We start from the raw sequence: 23,710 nt of genomic DNA on the forward strand, positions 1-23,710 counted from the left end.
AATTAAATGGAATAGAAAAGTATTGTTTGCTTAAAAAGAAAAGACTCTTACACAAAAAGACGATCTTCAACCAAGATAATATAAAAAACACCTTTTTCAGAAGAATCCCGAAAAAGGTGTTAGAAGAAGTTTAAAAAAACCTATGATTAATTATTGTTTAACGGGTATTCTTCAAAAATTTGATTTACCAACTCCCTCTTGGCAGCGGTATTAGACTGATCATAAAGAGCATCAGACGTCATTCCTTTCCAGACAGTTTCCTTCGTTTGCCTGTCTACCAGGTTGATGACCACAGTACCTTCTTCATAAGCATAAGTATCTGTATCGTAGCCCATTACTCCTCCGCCAAAAGTATTATAACCACGGTAGTAATAAGAACCGTAGTACGGGCTTACCGTACCTACTCCCGCAGTATAAGGATAAGTTGCATACACAGGGTCTGTAGTGGTTTCCCTTTCAATCTCAGTAGAAGTGCTTATCAGCACCAAAAGATCGGGGTTATCCCTGTCTAAGGTATAGCCGGTCTGACTCATATTCTGGTTGACCGTTTCTACAATCATACGGTTTACATTTTCATCATTATAAGCTTTGCCGGGAACTTCAGCATTAGTATTGGGCAGGTAAGCAAAAGTACTATACTTGCTAAGATCTGTGTCCATAGGTTTAACCGTTTGTACCCGCGGCCCACAGCTCAATACCATTAGTAATATTGAACAAATTAAAATAGATTTCATAGCTTTCATAATCTTTGTGTTTTTAGAATGAATCCATAAGTTACATAGTTAATTGAGAAATTTTTTACGAGATAAAAAATTTAGAATCAGTTTAACGAAAATCGGATATTTTTAATACAATCTTGGCAGGAATAGAAAGCGTGCTGGGCTATAGACACCATATTTAAGAATAGTTAATTAATAATTTTTATGTTTAATACTTGATAAAATAACACTTCTTTTTTTAAAAATTCCATTTGATATAGGATAGAAAATTGCTATTTTGCAGAGAATCCCATATTAACAGGACGCATGACAGAGATAAAAAGACTTTTTGATTTTCCATATTATCAGTTGGAGAATCATCCCCTGGAAAAAGCTTTAAGTACAAAATATAATAACGCCTGGGAATCAATTTCTACACAGCAATACATCGACAGGGCCAATACCATGAGCAGGGGACTTCTTAGGCTTGGAGTAAAACCAAACGATAAGATTGCCGTTATCTCTAGTTCCAATAGAACAGAATGGAACATTCTTGATATTGGTGTTTTGCAGATAGCAGCTCAAAACGTACCTGTTTATCCAACAATTTCTGAAGAAGATTATGAGTATGTCCTAAACCATAGTGAAGCTACTTACTGTTTTGTTTCTGATGAAGAAGTCCTGCAAAAACTTAATGCCATTAAAGGAAAAACAAAACTCAAAGAAGTTTACAGCTTTAATGAAATCGCCACCTGTAAGAACTGGAAAGAAGTGATGAAACTGGGGGAAGATAAGGGAAATCAGGACGAAGTGGAAAAGTTAAAAAAATCTGTAAAGTCCAGCGACCTTGCAACCTTAATCTACACCTCCGGCACTACAGGAAGACCCAAAGGCGTGATGCTTTCTCATGAAAATATAGTAAGCGATGTTTTGAACAGTGCCCCGCGGGTTCCGTTTGAATTTGGAACTTATGTGGGTCTAAGTTTTCTTCCGGTATGCCACATATTTGAAAGGATGATTCTTTACCTGTACCAGTACTACAGTGTTTCCATTTATTTTGCTGAGTCCATCGATAAAATAAGTGACAACCTTAAAGAAGTAAAACCGCATGTAATTACTGCAGTTCCGAGATTACTCGAAAAAGTTTACGATAAAATTATTGCAAAGGGAAATACCCTTAGTGGAATAAAAAGAAAACTTTTTTACTGGGCCGTGGAACTGGGCTTACAATATGAGCCTTATGGTGCAAACGGCTGGTGGTATGAGACCAGGTTGAGCCTTGCCAGAAAATTGATCTTCTCCAAATGGAAAGAAGGACTGGGAGGAAATATTGATCTAATTGTTTCGGGTAGTGCTGCCTTACAGCCAAGACTCGCAAGGGTTTTTGCTGCAGCTGAAATTCCGGTTATGGAAGGTTACGGATTAACAGAAACCTCTCCTGTAATTGCTGTTAATGATGAACGGAACAAAGGCTTTAGAATAGGGACTGTAGGAAAAGTTATAGATAATGTAGAAGTGAAAATTGCTGAAGACGGGGAAATTCTGACCAAAGGCCCCAATCTTATGATCGGGTATTATAAGGATGAAGAAAAAACCAGAGAAGCCATAAATTCAGATGGATTTTTTCACACCGGGGATATTGGTAAAATTGATAAAGATGGATTTTTGAAGATTACCGACAGAAAAAAAGAAATGTTCAAAACTTCCGGAGGAAAATATGTTGCTCCTCAAATTATCGAGAATATTATGAAGCAATCCCGTTTTATAGAACAAATTATGGTTATTGGGGAAGGTGAAAAAATGCCTGCAGCTTTCATTCAGCCAAACTTCGAATTTGTACGGGATTGGGCAGAACGTAAAAAAATTGATATTGGTGATTCCAACGACGCTCTTGTGAGAAATTCTGAAGTGATTTCAAGGATCCAGGAAGAAGTTGATTTTTATAATATAAAATTCGGTCACTGGGAGCAGGTAAAGAAATTTGAATTAATACCCGAAGTGTGGGGAATCGATAACGATCAGCTTACTCCTACCATGAAACTGAAGAGAAGAAACATTAAAGATCGTTACTCAGATCTATATGATAAAATTTACCAGCATTAATTACTGATTTTCAAAATAGTATATGTATTTTAAACTCTCCGCCACCGGAGAGTTTTTTTTCAGCCTCTAACCTAAAACTTTTAGATTCCTATAATTTTTGACTGTCTTTTATTATGCATGCATAATATTTTTTGCTAACTTTGGAATTCACAGACAAAAACAATGAAGGAAAAAACCATTGATTACGTATTGCGGGCTACCTGGATGGCAGTTTCCAAGATGTATAATGAAGAAGCCGGAAAAGCAGGAAGCACCATGGCTACAGGTTTTGCTCTCCTGAGTATAGATCCCGAAAACGGAACACCCTCTACCTCTCTTGGACCCAAAATGGGAATGGAAGCCACCAGTTTGTCACGTATCCTTAAAACCATGGAGGAGAAAGGATTAATCCTTAGAAAGAAAAACCCGGAAGATGGTAGAAGTGTTCTTTTGCATCTCACTGATTTTGGGAAGGAAATGCGGGATTTTTCAAAAAGAGTTGTCTTGCGGTTTGATGAAGCTGTAAAAGAAAATGTTACGCCTCAAGAACTCGCGACCTTCAATAAAGTTGCCAATACCATCACCGACCTTATTTCTGAAAGAAAAATCTACAAAGAAGAAATCAGCTTAAATAAATTAGAAACTGACCAATAGTGATATAAATGGTACAGACATTTTTATTGATATCTCTGCCAAAAAACGAAATGTATGAAACGAAGAATTAATAAAGTTGCCGTTATAGGCTCCGGAATTATGGGAAGCGGGATTGCCTGCCACTTTGCCAATATTGGTGTGGAGGTATTACTGCTGGACATTATTCCCCGCGAACTAAATGACAAAGAAAAAAAGAAAGGCCTGAGCCTTGAAGATAAAGCTGTAAGAAATCGTATTGTAAACGATTCTCTCCAGGCTTCTTTAAAATCCAAACCTTCTCCAATTTACCATCAGGATTTCGCACGGAGGATAAAAACCGGAAACCTTGAGGACGATATTTCTAAAGTTTCTGAAGTTGACTGGATAATTGAAGTTGTTGTAGAACGGCTGGATATTAAACAACAGGTTTTCGAAAACCTGGAGAAGCATAGACAAGAAGGAACTTTAATTACTTCAAATACCTCGGGAATTCCAATTCAGCAAATGAGTGAAGGAAGAAGTGAAGATTTTCAGAAGCATTTCTGCGGAACGCACTTCTTTAATCCGCCACGATATCTGCGGTTATTCGAGATTATTCCCGGGCCAAAAACTTCAGAAGAAGTTCTTCAGTTTCTGAATGAGTACGGAGAAAAATTCCTCGGAAAAACTTCTGTAGTAGCAAAAGACACCCCGGCATTTATTGGAAACCGGGTGGGTATTTTCAGCATTATGAGCCTTTTCCATATGGTAAAGGATATGGATATGACCATTGAAGAAGTAGATAAGCTTACAGGACCGGTAATTGGCCGCCAAAAGTCGGCTACCTTTCGAACGGTTGATGTTGTTGGGCTGGATACCCTCGTGCACGTTGCAAATGGCTTACATAAAGGTGTTCCCAATGATGAAGCCCACGATCTTTTCGCACTTCCGGATTTTATCCAGACCATGATGGACAACAAATGGCTGGGAAGTAAAACCGGACAGGGATTCTACAAGAAAATCAAAAAAGACGATGGATCCAGTGAAATTAAATCTTTGGATTTAAACACGCTGGAATACCGGGATCAAAAAAAGGCAAATTTCGGCACACTGGAGCAAACCAAGACGATTGATAAAGTCGAAGACCGATTTGAAGTGCTTATAAACGGAAAAGACAAAGCGGGGGAATTCTACAGAAAAAACTTTTCTGCTTTGTTTGCTTACGCTTCAAACCGAATTCCGGAGATAACCGATGAGTTTTATAAAATTGATGATGCCATGCGTGCCGGTTTTGGCTGGGAGCATGGGCCATTCCAGATATGGAATGCCCTTGGTGTAGAAAAAGGAATTGAAATGATGAAAGCGGAAGGTTACGAGCCTGCCGCATGGGTAAACGAAATGCTGGCGAGTGGCAGTAAGAGTTTTTACACCGTGAAAAACGGTAATACCTATTACTATGACATTCCGAAGAAAGAACAAGTAAAAGTTCCCGGCCAGGATGCATTTATTATCCTGGACAACATTAGGGAATCCAAAGAAGTCTTTAAAAACAGCGGAGTTGTAGTTGAAGATCTTGGTGATGGAATCCTGAATGTCGAATTCCGAAGTAAAATGAACAGTATTGGCGGTGATGTTCTAGACGGCCTTAACAAAGCCATTGATATTGCTGAAAGAGACTACCAGGGATTAGTAGTTGCCAATAATGGTAAAAACTTCTCTGTGGGTGCAAATATTGGGATGATCTTTATGATGGCTGTAGAGCAGGAATATGAAGAACTGAATATGGCCATTAAATATTTTCAGGATACCATGATGCGCATGCGCTACTCCTCTATTCCCACAGTTGCCGCACCACACGCGATGACGCTGGGCGGCGGATGTGAACTTTCACTGCATGCAGATAAAGTTGTTGCCGCAGCCGAAACTTATATTGGTCTTGTTGAATTTGGAGTTGGTGTTATTCCAGGCGGTGGTGGTTCCAAGGAAATGACGGTTAGAGCTTCAGATACTTTTCAAAAAGACGATGTAGAGCTTAACAGGTTAAGAGAGCACTTCCTTACGATAGGAATGGCAAAAGTATCCACATCAGCATACGAAGCTTTTGACACCAATATTCTTCAGAAAGGAAAAGATATTGTAGTAGTGAATCCGGACAGGCAACTTGCAATTGCTAAGAAACACGCTTTGCTAATGGCAGAAAACGGATATACAAAACCCATCCATAGAACAGATATTAAGGTACTTGGAAAACAGGCACTTGGAGCATTTTTGGTAGGAACAGACCAGATGTTTGCAGGAAAATACATTAGCGAACACGATAAGAAAATTGCCAACAAGTTAGCCTACGTGATGGCCGGTGGTGATCTTTCTGAAGCGTCTTATGTAAGTGAACAATACCTACTGGACCTGGAACGGGAAGCTTTCCTTTCCCTTACCGGAGAACGCAAAACTCTGGAAAGGCTTCAGCACATGTTGCAGAAGGGGAAACCGCTAAGAAATTAGAAGCCCCACCCAGCCTCCCCAAAGGGGAGGAGTAAAAGACGTTCTGGAAAAATTTTGTTTAATAAAATCCTGTTGTTCTCTTTAAAGGAACAAGGATAAAAAATCCTATTAACCCCTAATAGGTGTTCCCCCTTCGGGGGATAGGGGGCTTATATGAAAACAGCATACATAGTAAAAGCATATAGAACCGCAGTGGGAAAGGCTCCCCGCGGAGTGTTTCGGTTTAAAAGACCAGATGAACTGGCAGCGGAAACCATTGAACATCTAATGAAAGAGCTTCCGCAGTTGGACAAGAAACGTATTGACGACGTGATGGTTGGAAATGCGATGCCCGAAGCTGAACAGGGGCTCAACATGGGACGTTTAATCTCTTTAATGGGACTGGACATTGAAGATGTTCCCGGCGTGACTGTTAACCGCTACTGCGCTTCGGGAATTGAAACCATTGCAATGGCTTCGGCTAAGATCCAGGCGGGAATGGCAGACTGTATTATTGCAGGTGGTTCAGAAAGTATGAGCTATATTCCAATGGGTGGTTACAAACCCGTTCCCAATTATCAGGTTGCAAAAGAGGGCCACGAAGATTATTACTGGGGAATGGGACTTACTGCAGAAGAGGTGGCAAAAAGGTACAATATCAGCCGTGAAGATCAGGATGAGTTTGCCTTCAATTCTCATCAAAAGGCACTAAAAGCTTTAAAGGAAGATAAATTTAAAGATCAGATCGTCCCTATTGAAGTCGAAGAAAATTTTATTAATGCTGAAGGGAAAAAGGAAACCCGAAAGTATACTGTAGACAAAGATGAAGGTCCACGTGCAGATACTTCTGTAGAAGCACTTTCCCGTCTAAGACCGGTATTTAGAGAAGGAGGAAGTGTAACTGCAGGTAATGCTTCCCAAATGAGCGATGGTGCTGCTTTTACGATGGTAATGAATGAAGAAATGGTAAAAGAATTAAATCTGGAACCTATTGCGCGACTAGTAAACTACGGTGTGGCCGGGGTAGATCCACGCGTAATGGGAATTAGCCCTGTAATTGCCATTCCTAAAGCTTTAAAACGCGCCGGACTCAAACTGCAGGATATGGAACTCATAGAATTAAACGAAGCTTTTGCTTCCCAATCCCTCGCGGTAATCCGCGAGACAGGATTAAATCCCGATGTAGTAAATGTTAACGGTGGTGCAATTGCTATGGGCCACCCTCTGGGATGTTCTGGAGCAAAACTATCTGTTCAGATTTTTGACGAAATGCGCAAAAGAAACCTCAAAAATAAACATTGCCTTGTAACCATGTGCGTCGGAACCGGACAGGGAGCTGCGGGAGTTTATGAGTTTCTTTCGTAGAAAAAAGAATAGAGAGAAAAGAATAGAGAAAATATAAATGACCCAAAGAAAAAGGCATAATTATAAAAATCTCAAGATTTGGAAGTTAGGTCTTGAGATAGCTAATGATACTTCGGATCTATTACTCAAATTCCCTAATCATGAAAAATATGATTTGAGTTCTCAAATGAGCCGATGTTCTATTTCCGTGCCTAGTAATATAGCCGAAGGTTCTGCTAAAACAGAAAAAGGTTTTTCTCATTATTTGGACATTTCTTTAGGATCTTCTTTTGAATTAGGTACTCAACTTTTAATAGCAAAGCATAAAAATTATATTAATCAACAACAATTAGAAAACTTAGAAGAGAAGATTACAGAATTTCAGAAGATGACAATGAGCTTTCAAAACAAGCTATAGTCTCTTTTCTTTTCTCTCTTATCTGTTTTCTTTATAATTCAGAATAATAAAATGGAAACTACAGAAAATAAAGAATTACTCCGCGGTGGCCAATTCCTGGTAAAGGAAACCAGCTGCGAAGATGTTTTCACTCCGGAAGACTTTAACGACGAACAAATTATGATGCGCGATTCTGTTAAGGAATTTGTGGAGCGTGAGATCTGGCCGAACAAAGAAGAGTTCGAAAAGAAGAACTATAACTTAACCGAAGAAATCATGCGCAAAGCAGGGGAGCTTGGTTTCCTTGGAGTTGCTGTCCCGGAAGAATACGACGGGCTGGGAATGGGCTTTGTTTCCACGATGTTGGTGTGTGATTATATATCGGGCGCCACCGGCTCTATCGCCACTGCTTTTGGTGCGCACACAGGAATTGGTACAATGCCGATTACACTTTATGGAACTGAAGAACAGAAGAAAAAGTATGTTCCAAAATTAGCAACTGGGGAATGGTTTGGTGCCTATTGCCTTACGGAGCCGGGAGCGGGTAGTGATGCCAATTCCGGAAAGACAAAAGCAGTTCTTTCTGAAGATGACCACTATTACAGCATTAGCGGACAAAAAATGTGGATCTCCAACGCAGGTTTTGCAAATGTGTTTATTGTTTTCGCGAGGATTGAAGATGATAAGAACATCACCGGCTTTATAGTTGAAAATGATCCAAAAAATGGAATCACCTTTGGCGAAGAAGAGAAAAAGCTGGGAATCCACTCCTCCTCTACCCGCCAGGTTTTCTTTAATGACACTAAGGTTCCGGTGGAAAATATGCTTTCTGAAAGGGGAAATGGTTTTAAAATTGCCATGAATGCATTGAACATCGGGAGGATTAAACTTGCCGCAGCTTCTTTGGATGCACAAAGACGCGTGACCGACCTTTCTGTAAAATATGCCAACGACAGAGTTCAGTTTGATACCCCAATTGCGAAGTTTGGTGCTATAAAATCCAAACTTGCAGAAATGGCAACATCAGCATACGCCGGGGAAGCGGCGTCTTACAGGGCAGCAAAAAATATTGAAGATCGTATTAACCTAAGATTAGAAAGTGGAAATTCACATGCTGAAGCTGAACTTAAGGGTGTTGAAGAATATGCTATTGAATGTTCGATCTTAAAAGTAGCCTGTTCTGAAGATATTCAGAATTGTAGTGATGAAGGGATTCAGATTTACGGCGGAATGGGATTCTCTGCTGATACCCCAATGGAATCTGCATGGAGGGATGCCCGTATTGCCAGAATTTACGAAGGCACCAACGAGATTAATCGCATGCTTGCCGTTGGAATGCTGGTTAAAAAAGCCATGAAAGGGCATGTTGATCTTCTGGGGCCGGCTACAGCTGTGGCAGACGAGTTAACCGGAATTCCTTCTATGGACAAACCCGATTATTCTGAATTGTTCGCAGAAGAAAAAGAAATGATCGGCAAGCTTAAAAAGGTATTTTTAATGACTGCCGGGAGCGCCGTACAAAAATTTGGACCTCAACTGGAAGAACATCAGCAGCTTTTAATGGCTTCCGCAGATATTTTAATTGAAATTTACCTGGCAGAATCTGCCATTCTAAGAGCTGAAAAGAATGCAAAACGTTTTGGTGAGGATGCTCAAAAAGAGCAAATCGCCATGGCTAAGCTCTATCTGTATCATGCTGTAGACACAGTGAACCAAAAGGCTAAAGAGGGAATTGTATCTTTTGCTGAAGGTGACGAGCAGCGTATGATGCTTATGGGACTAAAGCGCTTTACGAAATACCAGAATCACCCGAATGTTGTTCAATTACGAAACCTAATAGCTGAAAAACTGACTTCAGAAAACAAATATTGCTTCTAAGCATGCTGTTTATTGCAAAAAAAGCCGTCTTCAGACGGCTTTTTTATATAATTCAGCTAAAAACTCTTCTACCATCTCACTCCTTTTACGTTCATTTTAAGGCTGTATAATGCATCCATTGCAGTAATAAATAAAGTCTGTCCATTTTTTCCTCCAAAAGTTACATTTGCAGTCCAGTTCTCATTTACAGCAATATGCTTAATTTGTTTTCCGTTTTTATCAAAAACCGTTACGCCATCCCCGGTTATATACAAATTTCCCTGGTTATCTAAAGTCATCCCATCTGAACCCATTTCTACAAATAAGGTTTTTTCGCTCAAACTGCCATCTGTAGCAATAGTATAGGAATAGGTTTTTTTGTCTCCAATATCTGCTACATACAGTGTCTTGCCATCCAAAGTTCCAATAATTCCATTGGGCTGCACAAGATCTTTTGCTACAGTAATTAATGATTTTGCACCAGGAGCCAGGTAATATACATTTTGACTTTCCAGATCGGGAGATGTGCGATCCCAGTAAGGCCTTTGGTAATAAGGATCAGTCAGGTAAATTCCTCCATCTTCAGCTATCCAGAGGTCATTAGGGCCATTTAATTTTTTCCCCTCAAAATCATCTACAAGAACTTCAATATCCTTATTGGGGCTTATTTTGATAAGCTGAAATTCTTCATCTGCACAGGCTATGAGATTATTTTCATCATCAAAATAAAGTCCGTTAGACCTTCCCGCTCCTTCCATAAAAACAGAAACTGAATCAGCTTCAACATCATATTTAATAATATGGTCATTTGGTTGATCTGTAAAGAACACGTCGCCGTTTTTATCTGCCGCCGGCCCTTCAGTAAAATCATATCCATCTGCAACGAGACGAAGTTCTGCTCCTTCGGTAACGATGCGACTATTCTGTGCACCGCAACTTTGTACGGCAAACACCTGACTGATAATTCCGAAGAATAAAATAAAATTAGCTTTCATATGTGTCATTTCTTAAGGTCGATAATTGGCATTTTGGAGTCTCCTCTTTTTAAGGTTTACAAATTTCTCTAAATCTAAAAGAACTATGGTAGATATTCTTCAGAAATGACAAAGAAAGTCTTACAGGCAAAAAAAATGAAGCTTATATAGTTAAAAAGAGCTTAATTTGATCCATTTTAATTCAAAAAGAAGCATTTTTTATATAGTTTTAAAAATAATATTTAGAATTACCCAAATATGGAAGAACTGGATCAGGAAATGCTTCAATATACAATTGCAGGTATTATTGCGTTAATCGTATGCTTTGTATCTACATTTTATCTTCTAAGAAGAATAGGTAAAGATCCACGAAATATCTTACCCGTCAACTTTGCCAATAGAATCCGGGTTCCTTTGCTAATATTTCTGTGTTGTCTTTTGGCTAAAGTTGCTATTATCGCCAGGCTATTCAGGTTTGATTATACCTACTCCATTGTTGGCCGCCTCAGTACGATTGGGATTATACTGAGCGTGGCCTGGATCCTTATCATCTTTCTGAAGGTTTTTAAGGTCCAAATGCTTCGGAAGTACGATGTTGATACTGAAGATAATCTAAAAGCCCGGAAAGTTTACACTCAGTTTATGATCCTGGAGAACATTATAATTTTTATAATTGTTCTTCTGGCAGTGAGTATAGCATTAATGACTTTTGAAAGTATCCGTTCTGTAGGGATAAGCTTATTAACTTCTGCAGGGATCGCGGGAATAATTATAGGTCTGGCAGCTCAAAAGGCCATAGGGACGCTGCTTGCCGGAATACAGATCGCGTTAACACAGCCCATAAGACTCGAGGATGTTGTAATTGTAGAAGGAGAATGGGGGAAAATCGAAGAAATCACCCTCACTTATGTTGTGGTACGGATCTGGGATAAAAGAAGACTGGTCGTTCCTTCTACATATTTCATTGAAAATACTTTTCAGAACTGGACGCGACAGTCTGCCGACATTCTTGGAACTGTATTTCTTTATACAGACTATCAAATTCCGGTTGAAAAATTGAGGGAAGAACAAACACGGCTGCTGGAAGCTACTCCGTTTTGGGATAAACAGGTAAACGTTATCCAGGTTACAGATGCAACTGAAAAAACTGTGGAAGTGAGATTACTGGTAAGCGCTAAAGATTCTTCAACGGCTTGGGATCTCAGGGTATATCTTCGGGAAAATATGTTAAAGTATATCCAGAAAAACTACCCTGAAAGCCTGCCGAAAACGAGAATTAGTATCCCCACAGAAAAGCCCTTAGAAAACTCCTAAAAAGTTTTCTTCAGAAACCAGTCCTTTACTAAAATTCGCTGCTGTTTCAATTAGTGCCAGATGAGAATATGCCTGTGGAAAATTCCCTAACAAACGTTTGGTTTCAAAATCTATATCTTCACTAAAAAGCCCTAAATGATTGCTGTAAGAAAGAAGCTGATCAAACATAGCTCTAGCTTTCTCTCTTTCTCCTATTTTATATAGGCTATCAATGAGCCAGAAAGTACAGATCGTAAAGGATGATGTAGGTTCTCCAAAATCATCTTTATTTTTATAGCGATACATAAGTCCGTCGCGGCAAAGTTCCTTTTCTGTCGCCCTCACTGTACTTTCAAAACGTGGATCTTCTGCTTCAATAAACCCATAAGACTCCATTAGTAAAGTGGAAGCATCAAGATCTTTTGAACCGTAGGATTGTGTATATGCCTGGATTTCTTCATTCCAACCATTGTTATAAATATCATTATAAATATCTGCACGCAGGGTTTTCCATTTTGTATCGTTTATTCCCATACGCAAAACCTCTCCAATTTTTATAGCCCGGTCTATTGCGACCCAACATAGAAGTTTTGAAAAAACAAAATGGCGGTCTTCGGTACGAAGTTCCCATATACCCTTATCTGGTTTTTGCCAGTTTTCTTCCACAATCATTACGATTCCACGAACGATGGTCCACAATTCCTCGCTATTTTCCAAAGAAGTTTCAAACTGAAGGAACTGCTGATAAATTACCTCCATCAAAATTCCATAAATGTCATTTTGCTTCTGAATATATGCTGCATTACCGGTTCTAACAGGAGCAGAACCTTTATAGCCCTTTAAATGATCCAAAATATGTTCAGTAAGTTCCTTTTCTCCATTTATACCGTACATGATTTGAATTTTTTCATCTTTGTGCGGTATAATATCAATAATAAACTGAAGAAACTCTTTGGCAGACTGCACATGGCCTAATCCGGCCATCACTTTTATCACCATAGAGGCATCCCTAATCCAACAAAACCGGTAATCCCAGTTACGTTCCTCTCCAATCGTCTCCGGCAAAGAAGTGGTAGCTGCAGCCAGAACAGCACCCGATTTTTTATAGCTCAAAGCTTTAAGAACCAATGCGCTTCTCATAATTTCGTTGTGATAATGAGAATACCTGGTTGTCTTTTCGCTCCAGTTCATCCAATAAGTTTTCGTCCTTTGAAATTTAAGGTATGACCTGTCCAGGGTTTGAGGAATAAGTTTCTCATGATAGGCGAGTAAACAGTAAGAATTTTCCTTCAGAACAATTTCCCTTTCTTCGAGAATACTGTCCAGATCAAAACTTGAATATAAGAAGAGGGAGTCATATTTCCCTTCTCTTGTAAAGCTTTTAATATAAGAGCCTTTATTCTCATTAAACGTTTTTTCCTTTGCAAACTCCAGGCGCGGATTGTAAATAACTTTAAACTTAGGAGCTCCCTTAAGTAACCGAAAAAACCTTATAATATCTGGCGGAGCGTAGTAAGAACCATCATTGCGCGAATAGCGTGGCATGAAATCGATTAGCTGAAATGCATCCTCGCCATTATCAAACACTGTACTTAAAATATTGGTTTCCCAAAGATATTCCTGCTCTATATTATAATCATCACCTGTATTTATTTCGAAACTTCCTCCTATCTCATCGTCTAATAATTTTGCAAAAATTCCTGCCGAATTGAAGTTGGGGAGACAACACCAATCCATAGAACCAGTTTTTGAAACCAGGGCAGCACTTTTACAGTTTCCAATTATTCCGTAATCTAAATTTTCCATATAATCTTAAAGTTCTTTTAAAAGGGTGGTATTCTAATATGATTTTCGGAAATTTAAGAAAAATCAACTTTGCTGCAACAGAACCAACGAAAAATATGAGCAAAACCATAATTATCTCGAACAGATTACCCTTACAAATTAACCTTCAAAATGAAAAATTGGAAGTTACCCCCAGCGTTGGTGGTCTTGCAACAGGTCTCAAGTCCTTTCATAAAGAAGGAGACAGTATCTGGATAGGATGGAGTGGAATGACTGTAGAAGAAATCCCCGAACATCTCCTTGATGATGTTAAAAGCAAAGCCCGGGAAGAAGATTGCGTGGCGGTTAATCTTACTGAAGATGAAATTGAAGGGTTCTACTATGGGTTTAGTAACCGTACCATCTGGCCACTATTTCATTATTTTATGGAATTTACCGAATCTGATGACTGGTACTGGGAAACCTATAAACAGGTAAATCAAAAATATGCCGATGAAGTTTTAAAGCATTATCAGGAGGGAGATCACATTTGGGTACACGATTACCAGTTGCTATTGGTTCCTAAAATGATTAGGGAACAGGCTCCAGATGCGATAATTGGCTTTTTCAACCATATACCATTCCCTTCTTATGAAGTGTTTAGAACGCTCCCATGGAGGGATGAAGTTCTGGAAGGAGTTTTAGGTGCCGATCTTATAGGATTCCACACCTACGATTATGAAAGACATTTCCTGAGTTCTGTTAGCCGGATTCTTAGGCACCAGGTAGATTTTAATGAAATTACGCTTCCAGACAGAATTGTGAAGGTAGATTCCTTCCCAATGGGAATTGATTACGAAAAATTTGAAAAAGCTGCACTTGATCATTTTGAAAAAACATCCGAAAATCATTCTGAATTACAACAAAGGCTGGATCACCACCTAAAGGCTACACCAGATGCTAAATTAATTTTAAGTCTGGATCGCCTGGATTATACAAAGGGAATTGCTAACCGCCTAAGGGCTTTTGAATATTTTCTGGACAAATATCCGGAATTTATTGAAAAAGTAAGGCTTGTCATGCTCGCTGTTCCTTCCCGTTCCAATGTGCCGCAATATCAACGCCTAAAAAGAGAAATTGATGAACTTGTGGGGCGCATAAATGGTAAATTCTCTACCGTAAGTTGGACGCCCATCTGGTACTTCTACAGGTCTATGCCTTTTGAAAATCTTATCGATCTCTATACTTCCTGTGATATTGCTTTACTTACACCCATTAGGGACGGGATGAACCTGGTTGCTAAGGAATATGTAGCCACCAGGACCAATCATACAGGTGTTTTGATCTTAAGCGAAATGGCAGGTGCTGCACATGAGATGAATGAAGCGCTTATTATTAATCCGAATAATTTTGACCAAATAGCCTCTACGCTCAAACAGGCTTTTGAAATGCCGGAAGAGGAGCAGATTTCGCGTAACAAAATGATTCAAAAGAGGTTAAAACGCTACAGTGTAGAGAAGTGGGCACAGGATTTTATGAAAGCCCTGCGTAATACTGAAGATAACCGTCAGGCATTTGAGGCGATAAGAATAAATTCCAAAGTGTATGATGATCTTCTTGAAACTTATAAAAATGCGAAAAGCAGGATTCTATTCCTGGATTACGATGGGACATTGGTAAATTTTGCAGATAAGCCCGAGAATGCCCAACCCGACGAAGAATTAATCACAATTATAAAAAAACTCGCCAACCAGGAGAATACAGAAGTTATTCTTATTAGCGGAAGGGATAAAGATACACTTGGTAGATGGTGGGAAGATACACCTATCGATCTAATCTCTGAACATGGGACTTGGGTACGGGAAAAAAGGGCTGACTGGGTACTTTCAGAAAATGTAAAGAACGACTGGATGGAAGCTGTTCGACCCGTGATCGAAAATTTTGTGGATAGGACACCGGGTACTTTTATTGAAGAAAAAAATTATTCCCTGGCATGGCATTACAGAAAAGCCGATCCTGAACTGGGTGAAATAAGAGCAAATGAACTATCAAATGTATTGAAGGAGCTCATCTCAAACCATGGACTAAGTGTTCTAAATGGTAATAAAGTGCTGGAAATCAAAAGCAGTGGAGTTAACAAAGGAAAAGCTTCAAACAAAAAATTGAGAGATCAGGATTTCATTTTTGCTATAGGAGACGACTGGACAGATGAATACATGTTTAAAGAACTTCCTGAAAAAGCGTATACCGTAAAAGTCGGGATCAAGCAAACCAGCGCCAGGTATTATGTAGAAGACACTAAAAAAGTGAGAACAATTCTGCAAGCTTTTACCGAAAACGGATAGAACATTTTTGTTAAAATATTGACATTTCAGAAAAAAGTTTATACCAATGTTAACGAGCAGTTTATGGTCTTAACGCTTATTCGCGTTACTTTTACATTCTCATTAGAATTAGAAACTAAACTAATAAACTACAGACTATTATGAAATCAGGAAAATTGTTGATAGGATTAATTTCAGGGGCTGCTGCAGGTGCGGTTGCCGGTATATTGTTTGCTCCAAAAAAAGGTGCTGAGACTCGTAAGGCAATCACTCAAACAGGAGATGATTATATTTCTGGCGCAAAAGGAAAGATTAACAACTTTACAGATTCCCTAAACCATAAAGTGGATGCGTTAAAAGCAAAAACAAAAGCTAATCTTAGCAAATCAAAATCGGAAGAAAAAATAAATGAAGCTAAGGCTGAAATTCATAAAATGAAAGCCAGCTAAAAGTTTCATTTCTATGAAATTGAATAAAAAGCTTCGGAAACGGAGCTTTTTTTATGTCTTCTTTTGAAATATCACCCTTTTGTATCATCGCCAAAGAGGTGGTATCTTTACAAAAATTAAAAGCATGAAAACGAAATTATCCCAAAGCTTAACTTTTCTCATTTTTAGCGTCTTAGTATCTTCTACCGGCCTTTCCCAACAAACAGATGCACGCATCTATGAAATTATTGAAAAAGTCTCTGCCGACAGCATAGAACACGATATCCGAAAATTGGCAAATTTCGGCACCAGAAATACCTTTAGCGATACTGTTTCCAGTACAAGAGGAATTGGTGCCGCCAGAAGGTGGATTAAATCTGAATTTGATAATATCTCCGGTGACTGCCAGGATTGTCTGGATGTTTTTTATCAGAAAGATTTTGTAACTCCCGAAGATGGCCAGCGAATCCCCCATGAGGCATGGATTGTTAATGTAATTGCCGTTCAAAAAGGCACAAAATATCCTAATCGCTACATCATCATGAGCGGCGACATAGATTCCCGTAATTCTGATACTATGGACTATGAAGGTGATGCGCCCGGTGCAAATGACAACGCCAGCGGGATGGCCGGTACCATCGAAGCCGCAAGAGTACTTTCCAACTATGAGTTCGAAAATAGTATCGTTTATGTGGGACTTTCTGGAGAAGAACAGGGACTCTTTGGAGGAAAAGGCCTGGTAGAATATGCCAAAAAAAATAACTGGGAGATCATAGGCATACTGAATAACGATATGATTGGAAATATTGAAGGTGTCGACGGAGTAATAGATAACCGTACCTTTCGCATCTTTTCTGAACCTGTCCCTCCTACTGAAACTGAACAGGAAAGGACCATGCGCAGATTCTATGGTGGTGAGGTAGATGGCATTTCCCGGCAGCTCGCCCGCTATATTCACAATACCACAGAAACCTATATGCCTGAAATGAACCCGATGATGATTTACAGGCTCGATCGCTTTGGACGCGGCGGCCATCACCGGCCTTTTAATGATCTTGGTTTTGCAGGTGTAAGAATAATGGAAGCTCATGAAAATTATAACCGTCAGCATCAGGATATAAGAACGGAAGATGGAATAGCATATGGCGATGTAATTGAAGGTGTTAATTTTGATTATGCTGAAAAATTAACTGCCGTAAACGCAATTAATCTTGCCAGCCTTGCCTGGGCTCCTCCGGCACCAGAAAATGTCGAAATTGGCGGAATCGTGGAAGCTTCTACAAAACTGAGGTGGAAAGAAGTAGAAGGAGATATTGCCGGTTACAAAATCTACTGGAGGGATACCACTTCCCCAACCTGGGACCACTCCCGCTTTGTAGGTGACGTAAACGAATTTACTCTTGAAGGTATAGTTATAGACAATTACTTTTTTGGCGTAGCTGCCGTCGGGAAAAAAGGGCATGAAAGTCTGGTTGTTTTTCCTTCAGGTACTTATAGATAAAATCTGTATATTTAAACTATTATCCCGAAACTTTTATTTAAGCTTCCGGGATTTTTTTGTTTACAAGTTCTGGAATTACAGGGAAACCTTCAGCTTTTGTAAGCCTTTGCTCATTTTCAAAATTATTTCAATCCCAGTTTTAATTTTCAGTCTACAGTTTTTGCAACGCAGCAACTTCAGAAAAAACTCTTAAGCCTTAATTAACAATACTTTATATTAAGCTTAGATAATCTGAGAGGTTTATGTGCTTACCTTAGATAGAATTAAACCACTAAAGGAGATGGCAGAGATAAATGTAGAGAAGAAAAAATCCAAATGGTTATGGATCATTTTGGCTGCGATTATACTTGGAATAATTTTACTTGTTTTTTTATTTCAGGATGGCAATGTTGATGAAGAAAATGAAAATCCTGACCAATTAGAAGAAGTTACACTTGCCCCAGGATTGCTGCTCCATTCATCAAATGTAAAATTTCTACAGGAGCTGCACGCGCCGTTCAGGATTAAAATTGAAGCGCTGGTTTAGAAAGTTATAATAACAGAAAAACAAAAGATTTAGATTAATAAATTATAAAAGCTATGAGCACAAAAAATAAAAATCAGCATCTTTTCCACTTCAGTGAATTATCAGATTATAAAATCTCCAGTAAAGATCCTGATATTAGAGGATGGGCAGTGAAAGATTCAGACAATCGTGTTATTGGCAAGGTGGACAACCTTTTGGTCAATAAAGAAATTGAAAAGGTTGTTTATCTGGATGTGGAAGTAGACTCAACCATTATTGAAGCAAATCACGATCCCTATGGGAAACCAACTAATGAAGATGTTCATGAATTTGTGAATAAAGAGGGTGAGAACCACGTTATTATTCCAGTTGGAATGGTAGGAATTAACCGGGATCAGAAATACATTTATACCGATACTATAGATCATCGTACTTTTGCCGAAACAAAACGTTATCGTTCTGGAAGCCATATAGATCGCGGTTATGAAGAAACGGTGCTTCAATCCTATAACCGTCATTCCTCTTCAGATAGAGCAAAGGCGAGAAGAAACAGTACTCCCGAGGATCTGGAGTACGAAAGAACTTCTGCAAGCAGAATTCCTGATGAGCAAGTCCGTCGCAAGGAAATTGAAGAACGGGAGCATCCACGCCACAAGGAATCTTCAGAAACCAGAAGAAGTAACACAGTTACCTCTGAAAAACATGCCGATACTTCTTATGACAAGGATTTGCGAAGTGACCGGGAGAAGCGACAATCTCAGGATCATAACTTTACAGAGGAACGGGATTATGATGAAAACCGTGATCGCGACTATAAAGAAAACCAATTTGATGAAGACCGTAATCGCGACTATAAAGATGGCTTTAAAGAAAGTCGTGTAGCGGGAAATAATCCAAAAGCGCCTAAGGCAAGTTCTGCTTATGACCAGCAATACCAAAGCGAAGAGCAACAAAGAAGACCGGAAAACGAAGATTTTCTCGATGAATCTGATAAAGACTCCTTCAGAAATAGAAGAACCAAAGCCGGAAATACGTCGGAAGATGATTTTTACGATAGAACAGAATTCCACAACAAGGATTATGACGGAAGACGGGAAGCCTAGTTGAAAAACGTATATATCTGAAGAATAAAAAGGCAAATATCGACTAGCCAGAGCCGATATTTGCCTTTTTTGATGCTCGTCTGTAAATGGTAAAATTGTTTACTAAGTTCTACAAAAACCTTACCCCTTTAAGAGCATCATAAACCTACCCGAGCGCACTTTTAGTCAATTAACGAAAGCTGAATCCGCTTCCGAGCCTCATCCAGTGAAATAATCGTCACCATAACCTCCTGGTTGAGCTTTACAACATTATTTACATCACTTACATAGCTATTTGCCAGTTTGGAGATATGAACCAGCCCACTTTCTTTAATCCCAATGTCTACAAAGCATCCGAAATTAGTAATATTATTGACCAAACCTGGCAATTTCATTCCTTCTTTTAAGTCCTGAAAGGTTTTAACGGAAGGATCAAATTCAAATTGAGAAATTTCGCTTCTTGGATCTAATCCTGGCTTCTCCAGCTCTCTTACAATATCTTTTAAAGTTGGCAACCCAGCTTCAGCAGAGATATAGGCCGATAATTGTAATTTTTGAAGCACCTCCTTATTTCCTGCCAATTCAGAAATTTTCATGTTATTGGTACGTGCCATTTTTTCCACAATATCGTAACTCTCGGGATGCACACCGGTAGCATCGAGCAAATTTTTTCCATTCTTTATCCGAAGAAATCCGGCAGATTGTTCAAATACCTTAGGCCCCAACCTGGTGATTTTCAGTAATTCCTTTCTGTTTTTTATTCCGGAATTTTTATTGCGATAATCGATAATATTTGAAGCAATCGTAGGCCCGACACCTGACACATAAGAAAGTAATTCCTTGCTGGCAGTATTCACATTCACACCTATTCTGTTTACGCAAAGCATTACCACATTATCCAATTTTTCTTTTAATTTTCCCTGGTCTACCTCGTGTTGGTATTGCCCTACCCCTATTGCTTTAGGGTCAATTTTCACAAGCTCGGCAAGAGGGTCAGACAACCTGCGACCAATTGAAACCGCACCCCTAACGGTAATATCACAGTCTGGGAATTCCTCTCTCGCTACTTTAGAAGCAGAATAGACCGATGCTCCTGCTTCGTTTACTACAAAAATTGAAATATCGTTTCTGAAATGGATACTCTTTACTATTTGCTCAGTTTCGCGGGAAGCAGTTCCGTTTCCTATGGAAATAGCATCAATTTCATATTTTTCAACAAGGGATATTATAGTTTGTACTGCCTCGGTAAGCTTATTCTGCGGAGGATGCGGATAAATATTAGTATTGTGTAAAAGCTTACCGCTTTCGTCCAGGCATACCAGCTTACAGCCAGACTTAAAGCCGGGATCCAAGGCAAGAATCCTTTTATTTCCCAAAGGAGGTGCCATAAGTAGCTGTTCCAGGTTAGAAGCAAAAACCGCTATAGCTTCCTCATCTGCCTTTAGTTTGGCTTCATTTAAAAATTCCGTAGAAAAAGAAGGCTTCAATAATCTTTTATAGGAATCTTCTATTGCTTCTGAAATTACCGTAGAAGAAGAAGAATTACCTTTTAAAATTATTTGAGAAATTATCTCATGTGCCTTCTTCTTTGCTACTTCTAGTATTATCCTCACCAGCCCTTCTTCCTGAGCGCGGTGAATAGCAAGAAAACGATGAGACGGAATCTTTTTCAGGCTTTCACTCCAGTCAAAATATTGAGAGAATTTTTGTGCTTCCGGAGTTTCCTTTTTAGACTTTACAACTTTAGAAGTAATCACTGCAGTTCTGGAATACAACTGCCTTAGTTTATGACGCACGACCTGATTTTCATTAACCCATTCTGCAATAATATTTTTTGCTCCCTCTAAAGCTTCAGAAGTATTTTTTATCTCCCCCTTTACAAATCGGTTTGCTGCTTCTTCAGAATTTGAAGAATTCTGAGCCATTAAAATTTTTGCCAATGGTTCCAGTCCCTGCTCCCGTGCAACATCAGCTTTTGTCTTTCTTTTCTTTTTAAAAGGCAGATATAAATCTTCTAGCTGAACAAGATCTGAAGCGTTATCAATTTGTTTTTTTAAGGGATCGGTTAAAGAATTTTGGTCTTCAATAGCCTTTAAGATGGTAATTTTCCTTTTCTGAAGCTCATCGAAAGACTTCAGCAGACTGTCAATTTTTTCGATTTCAACTTCGTTAAGATTTCCTGTAGCTTCTTTTCTATATCTGGCAATAAATGGGATGGTTGCTCCCTCTCTTATAAGTCCTATTGTGTTTTCAAGGTCCTTCCGGGGCAATTCCAGCCGGGTGGCAACAAAAGATATTGGTGTCAAGCAAAAATATGTTAGGGGTTATTAATACTACTTCTTAAACGGATTAAGGTAAAATTATGTAGATTATGATCGAAATTTTAATCTATATAATTTCAACTTTCTTAGAATGTGCAATTGCTTTATCACTGTTTTGGAAATAGCAGGTTTCCACTCCCATATCCTGCATATTCCTTAAAACAATCTTCACCTCCTCCTTCTGAGTTTTTTTCGTCTGCCGGATATACACGGCGCCTATACTTTTTGGATACATTTTAATCACTTTCTCGTAAAGAAAAGGATCGTGTTGGGAATCATCTCCCAGCAAAACATACTGAAGTTTCGGATAAAACGAAATGATATCGCTAATCTTATCAAATTTATGATCGTGGCTACCTCTACCACTGGATAAGAAATCCCGTATTCCGGTTTTTATTTTCTTCAGCTTAATCACTGCTTTTGGCAACTCATGAATTCTGGCGAATTCTTCAATAAATTCGTAAAGATTCCATTCGCTACTGGAAACATAGAAAAAGGAGTTTGATGCTTCCTTGCTATCCTGTCCTGCAATACTGAGAGCCTGATAATGGCGAACAACATCATTAAAAATTTTCCGTTTATTTATGTTTTTAGAAAGCATCACATACAGCTTTTTGAATACGTTGTTACTGTGCGAAATCAAAAAAGTATCGTCTATATCTGAAATTATCCCGAATTTACTTTTATAAGGTTTAAGTAGCTCCCCTTTTTCTATGATTCCAAAATCGTGCAGTTCACATATAACGGTATATTCATGCCAGCCACTCTCAATATCTTCAGTAAAAGGTATTGTAAATTGGAAAAATCCATCTTCCTGAGTCTTTGTGGTAATATTTAGATCTCTAAATTTTAATCTTATTTCTACATTTTCCAAAGGTTTAATTCTAAACATATGTAATATTGAAAATGCGTGCTTAATACCCTTACGGTCCAGCCTGTATTTATCTGGAGCCCAGGATTTGAAAAGATGTCCAAAAACTACAAGTTCCTGGTCATTAACGTAACCGCGATATAATTTTAAATCAAGTTTCAATTCTTTTATTTTTTCTCTAACTAAAGTTTTTATACAAAATACTTAATTTTAGACATATGACTAAATTTATGAAAGAAATTAAAGAAATTTTATTAGTTGTAAACCCTATTGCGGGTGATATTGATAAGAAAGATCTGGTGGAAGACTTTAAGGCTATTTCCGCAAAATGTGATGTTGAAGTATTTATATACCATACAAAAGGCGAAAAGGACATTAAACATGTTAGGAAAATAACAAGGGAAAGAAAACCCTTTAAGATTGTAGCTGCCGGAGGTGACGGAACTATTAAGATGGTAGCCGAAGCTATTAAGGGTCTGGATATCCCTATTGGGGTGATCCCGAGCGGATCTGCCAATGCGCTGGCTTTAAATTTAAATCTACCCAAAAGCCTGGAAGAGCAAATTAATGTTGCATTGGGACAGCACTACCTTGATGTAGATCTTATTTCGCTGAACGACGAAATTGGGCTGCATATGAGTGATCTGGGAATTAATGCTGAACTCATAAAGAATTATGAATCTTCAACATTCCGAGGTAAGCTTGGATATCTTTTACAAACCATTCCTACACTTATCCAAAGCAAGTATCCCTTCAACTTCACTGTAGAGACTAAAGATACTACTATTACAGAAAAAGGAGTTTTACTTGCTATTGCCAATGCCGGGAAATACGGTACGGGCGCAAAGGTGAATCCGGATGGAAAACTGGACGATGGTGTTTTTGAAATCTTAATTTTTAAGAATTTAGATTTGGTGGAAATCCTAAAAACACTAAGAAATGAGGTGAATTTAAGTTCCGATTTCATAAAAATTCTTCAAACAGAGAAAGCAAAAATTACCTGCAAAGAGCCTGTGGCCTTTCAGGTTGACGGAGAATACCTTGGAGAAACAAAGATTGTAAATGTTAAAATTCTCCCTGAAAAAATAAAAATAGCAGTACCCTAAGATGCTAAAGCCTTTATTAACAAAGCTTTATTTTAACCTTAATAAATTCTGCCTTTTCATTTTCTAACTT

Annotated in this window: 18 protein-coding genes; 13 read left to right on the top strand and 5 right to left on the bottom strand. The window is 38.7% G+C overall.

The genetic code is table 11. The features are described 5' to 3' along the window. Nucleotides 1-146 precede the first annotated feature (146 nt). Entirely contained in the window at nucleotides 147-743 is a 597-nt protein-coding gene (locus tag RM545_RS11390; protein ID WP_311495405.1) for a DUF4136 domain-containing protein, read from the bottom strand. Between the two features lie 282 nt (nucleotides 744-1,025). Between RM545_RS11390 and RM545_RS11395 the strand changes: the two genes are divergently transcribed. From RM545_RS11395 to RM545_RS11420, 6 genes are all read left to right on the top strand, one after another. After that, complete coding sequence (locus RM545_RS11395) at nucleotides 1,026-2,801, top strand: AMP-dependent synthetase/ligase (RefSeq protein WP_311495406.1); 1,776 nt, start codon at nucleotides 1,026-1,028, stop codon at nucleotides 2,799-2,801. A 162-nt stretch (nucleotides 2,802-2,963) separates the two neighbouring features. Continuing rightward, entirely contained in the window at nucleotides 2,964-3,434 is a 471-nt protein-coding gene (locus tag RM545_RS11400; RefSeq protein ID WP_311483972.1) for a MarR family winged helix-turn-helix transcriptional regulator, read from the top strand. Between the two features lie 54 nt (nucleotides 3,435-3,488). Beyond that, nucleotides 3,489-5,894 carry a 3-hydroxyacyl-CoA dehydrogenase/enoyl-CoA hydratase family protein gene (locus RM545_RS11405; protein WP_311495408.1) on the top strand — a complete coding sequence of 802 codons (2,406 nt, stop codon included), beginning with the start codon at nucleotides 3,489-3,491 and terminating at the stop codon, nucleotides 5,892-5,894. A 153-nt stretch (nucleotides 5,895-6,047) separates the two neighbouring features. Then, on the top strand, nucleotides 6,048-7,238 hold the full coding sequence (locus RM545_RS11410; protein WP_311495409.1) for an acetyl-CoA C-acyltransferase: 1,191 nt from the start codon (nucleotides 6,048-6,050) through the stop codon (nucleotides 7,236-7,238). 37 nt (nucleotides 7,239-7,275) lie between these two features. Then, nucleotides 7,276-7,635: a four helix bundle protein gene (locus RM545_RS11415; RefSeq protein WP_311495410.1), complete on the top strand. Its 360-nt coding sequence runs from the start codon at nucleotides 7,276-7,278 to the stop codon at nucleotides 7,633-7,635. A 51-nt stretch (nucleotides 7,636-7,686) separates the two neighbouring features. Further along, entirely contained in the window at nucleotides 7,687-9,492 is a 1,806-nt protein-coding gene (locus RM545_RS11420; RefSeq protein WP_311495411.1) for an acyl-CoA dehydrogenase FadE, read from the top strand. 68 nt (nucleotides 9,493-9,560) lie between these two features. On the opposite strand, the gene RM545_RS11425 is transcribed toward RM545_RS11420, so the two are convergent. Further along, nucleotides 9,561-10,466: an SMP-30/gluconolactonase/LRE family protein gene (locus RM545_RS11425; protein WP_311495412.1), complete on the bottom strand. Its 906-nt coding sequence runs from the start codon at nucleotides 10,464-10,466 to the stop codon at nucleotides 9,561-9,563. Between the two features lie 237 nt (nucleotides 10,467-10,703). Between RM545_RS11425 and RM545_RS11430 the strand changes: the two genes are divergently transcribed. Further along, nucleotides 10,704-11,759, top strand: a complete 1,056-nt coding sequence (locus RM545_RS11430) for a mechanosensitive ion channel family protein (protein ID WP_311495413.1) — start codon at nucleotides 10,704-10,706, stop codon at nucleotides 11,757-11,759. On the opposite strand, the gene RM545_RS11435 is transcribed toward RM545_RS11430, so the two are convergent. Continuing rightward, the gene (locus RM545_RS11435) at nucleotides 11,745-13,544 is read right to left on the bottom strand and encodes a glycoside hydrolase family 15 protein (RefSeq protein WP_311495414.1); all 1,800 of its coding nucleotides are present in this window, start codon (nucleotides 13,542-13,544) and stop codon (nucleotides 11,745-11,747) included. The two genes, RM545_RS11430 and RM545_RS11435, sit on opposite strands and share 15 nt — an antisense overlap. A gap of 95 nt (nucleotides 13,545-13,639) precedes the next feature. On the opposite strand from RM545_RS11435, the gene RM545_RS11440 reads away from it, so the two are divergent. The 5 genes from RM545_RS11440 (at nucleotide 13,640) to RM545_RS11460 (ending at nucleotide 19,363) form a co-directional block, all read left to right on the top strand. After that, nucleotides 13,640-15,847, top strand: coding sequence for a bifunctional alpha,alpha-trehalose-phosphate synthase (UDP-forming)/trehalose-phosphatase (locus RM545_RS11440; protein WP_311495415.1), 2,208 nt, complete (start codon nucleotides 13,640-13,642; stop codon nucleotides 15,845-15,847). Between the two features lie 140 nt (nucleotides 15,848-15,987). Then, entirely contained in the window at nucleotides 15,988-16,275 is a 288-nt protein-coding gene (locus RM545_RS11445) for a YtxH domain-containing protein (protein ID WP_311495416.1), read from the top strand. 124 nt (nucleotides 16,276-16,399) lie between these two features. Beyond that, on the top strand, nucleotides 16,400-17,755 hold the full coding sequence (locus tag RM545_RS11450; RefSeq protein ID WP_311495417.1) for a M28 family metallopeptidase: 1,356 nt from the start codon (nucleotides 16,400-16,402) through the stop codon (nucleotides 17,753-17,755). Nucleotides 17,756-18,035: 280 nt separating this feature from the next. Then, nucleotides 18,036-18,281: a hypothetical protein gene (locus RM545_RS11455; RefSeq protein ID WP_311495418.1), complete on the top strand. Its 246-nt coding sequence runs from the start codon at nucleotides 18,036-18,038 to the stop codon at nucleotides 18,279-18,281. A gap of 53 nt (nucleotides 18,282-18,334) precedes the next feature. Continuing rightward, entirely contained in the window at nucleotides 18,335-19,363 is a 1,029-nt protein-coding gene (locus RM545_RS11460) for a hypothetical protein (protein ID WP_311495419.1), read from the top strand. A 161-nt stretch (nucleotides 19,364-19,524) separates the two neighbouring features. On the opposite strand, the gene RM545_RS11465 is transcribed toward RM545_RS11460, so the two are convergent. Together RM545_RS11465 and RM545_RS11470 are read right to left on the bottom strand one after the other, a co-directional pair. Next, nucleotides 19,525-21,648: a Tex family protein gene (locus RM545_RS11465; RefSeq protein ID WP_311495420.1), complete on the bottom strand. Its 2,124-nt coding sequence runs from the start codon at nucleotides 21,646-21,648 to the stop codon at nucleotides 19,525-19,527. A gap of 82 nt (nucleotides 21,649-21,730) precedes the next feature. After that, the gene (locus tag RM545_RS11470; protein ID WP_311495421.1) at nucleotides 21,731-22,696 is read right to left on the bottom strand and encodes an App1 family protein phosphatidate phosphatase; all 966 of its coding nucleotides are present in this window, start codon (nucleotides 22,694-22,696) and stop codon (nucleotides 21,731-21,733) included. 68 nt (nucleotides 22,697-22,764) lie between these two features. On the opposite strand from RM545_RS11470, the gene RM545_RS11475 reads away from it, so the two are divergent. After that, nucleotides 22,765-23,640, top strand: coding sequence for a diacylglycerol/lipid kinase family protein (locus RM545_RS11475; RefSeq protein WP_311495422.1), 876 nt, complete (start codon nucleotides 22,765-22,767; stop codon nucleotides 23,638-23,640). Nucleotides 23,641-23,710 lie beyond the last annotated feature (70 nt).

This window comes from Autumnicola lenta (genome assembly GCF_031846515.1).
GTDB classification, from domain to species: Bacteria; Bacteroidota; Bacteroidia; order Flavobacteriales; family Flavobacteriaceae; genus Autumnicola; species Autumnicola lenta.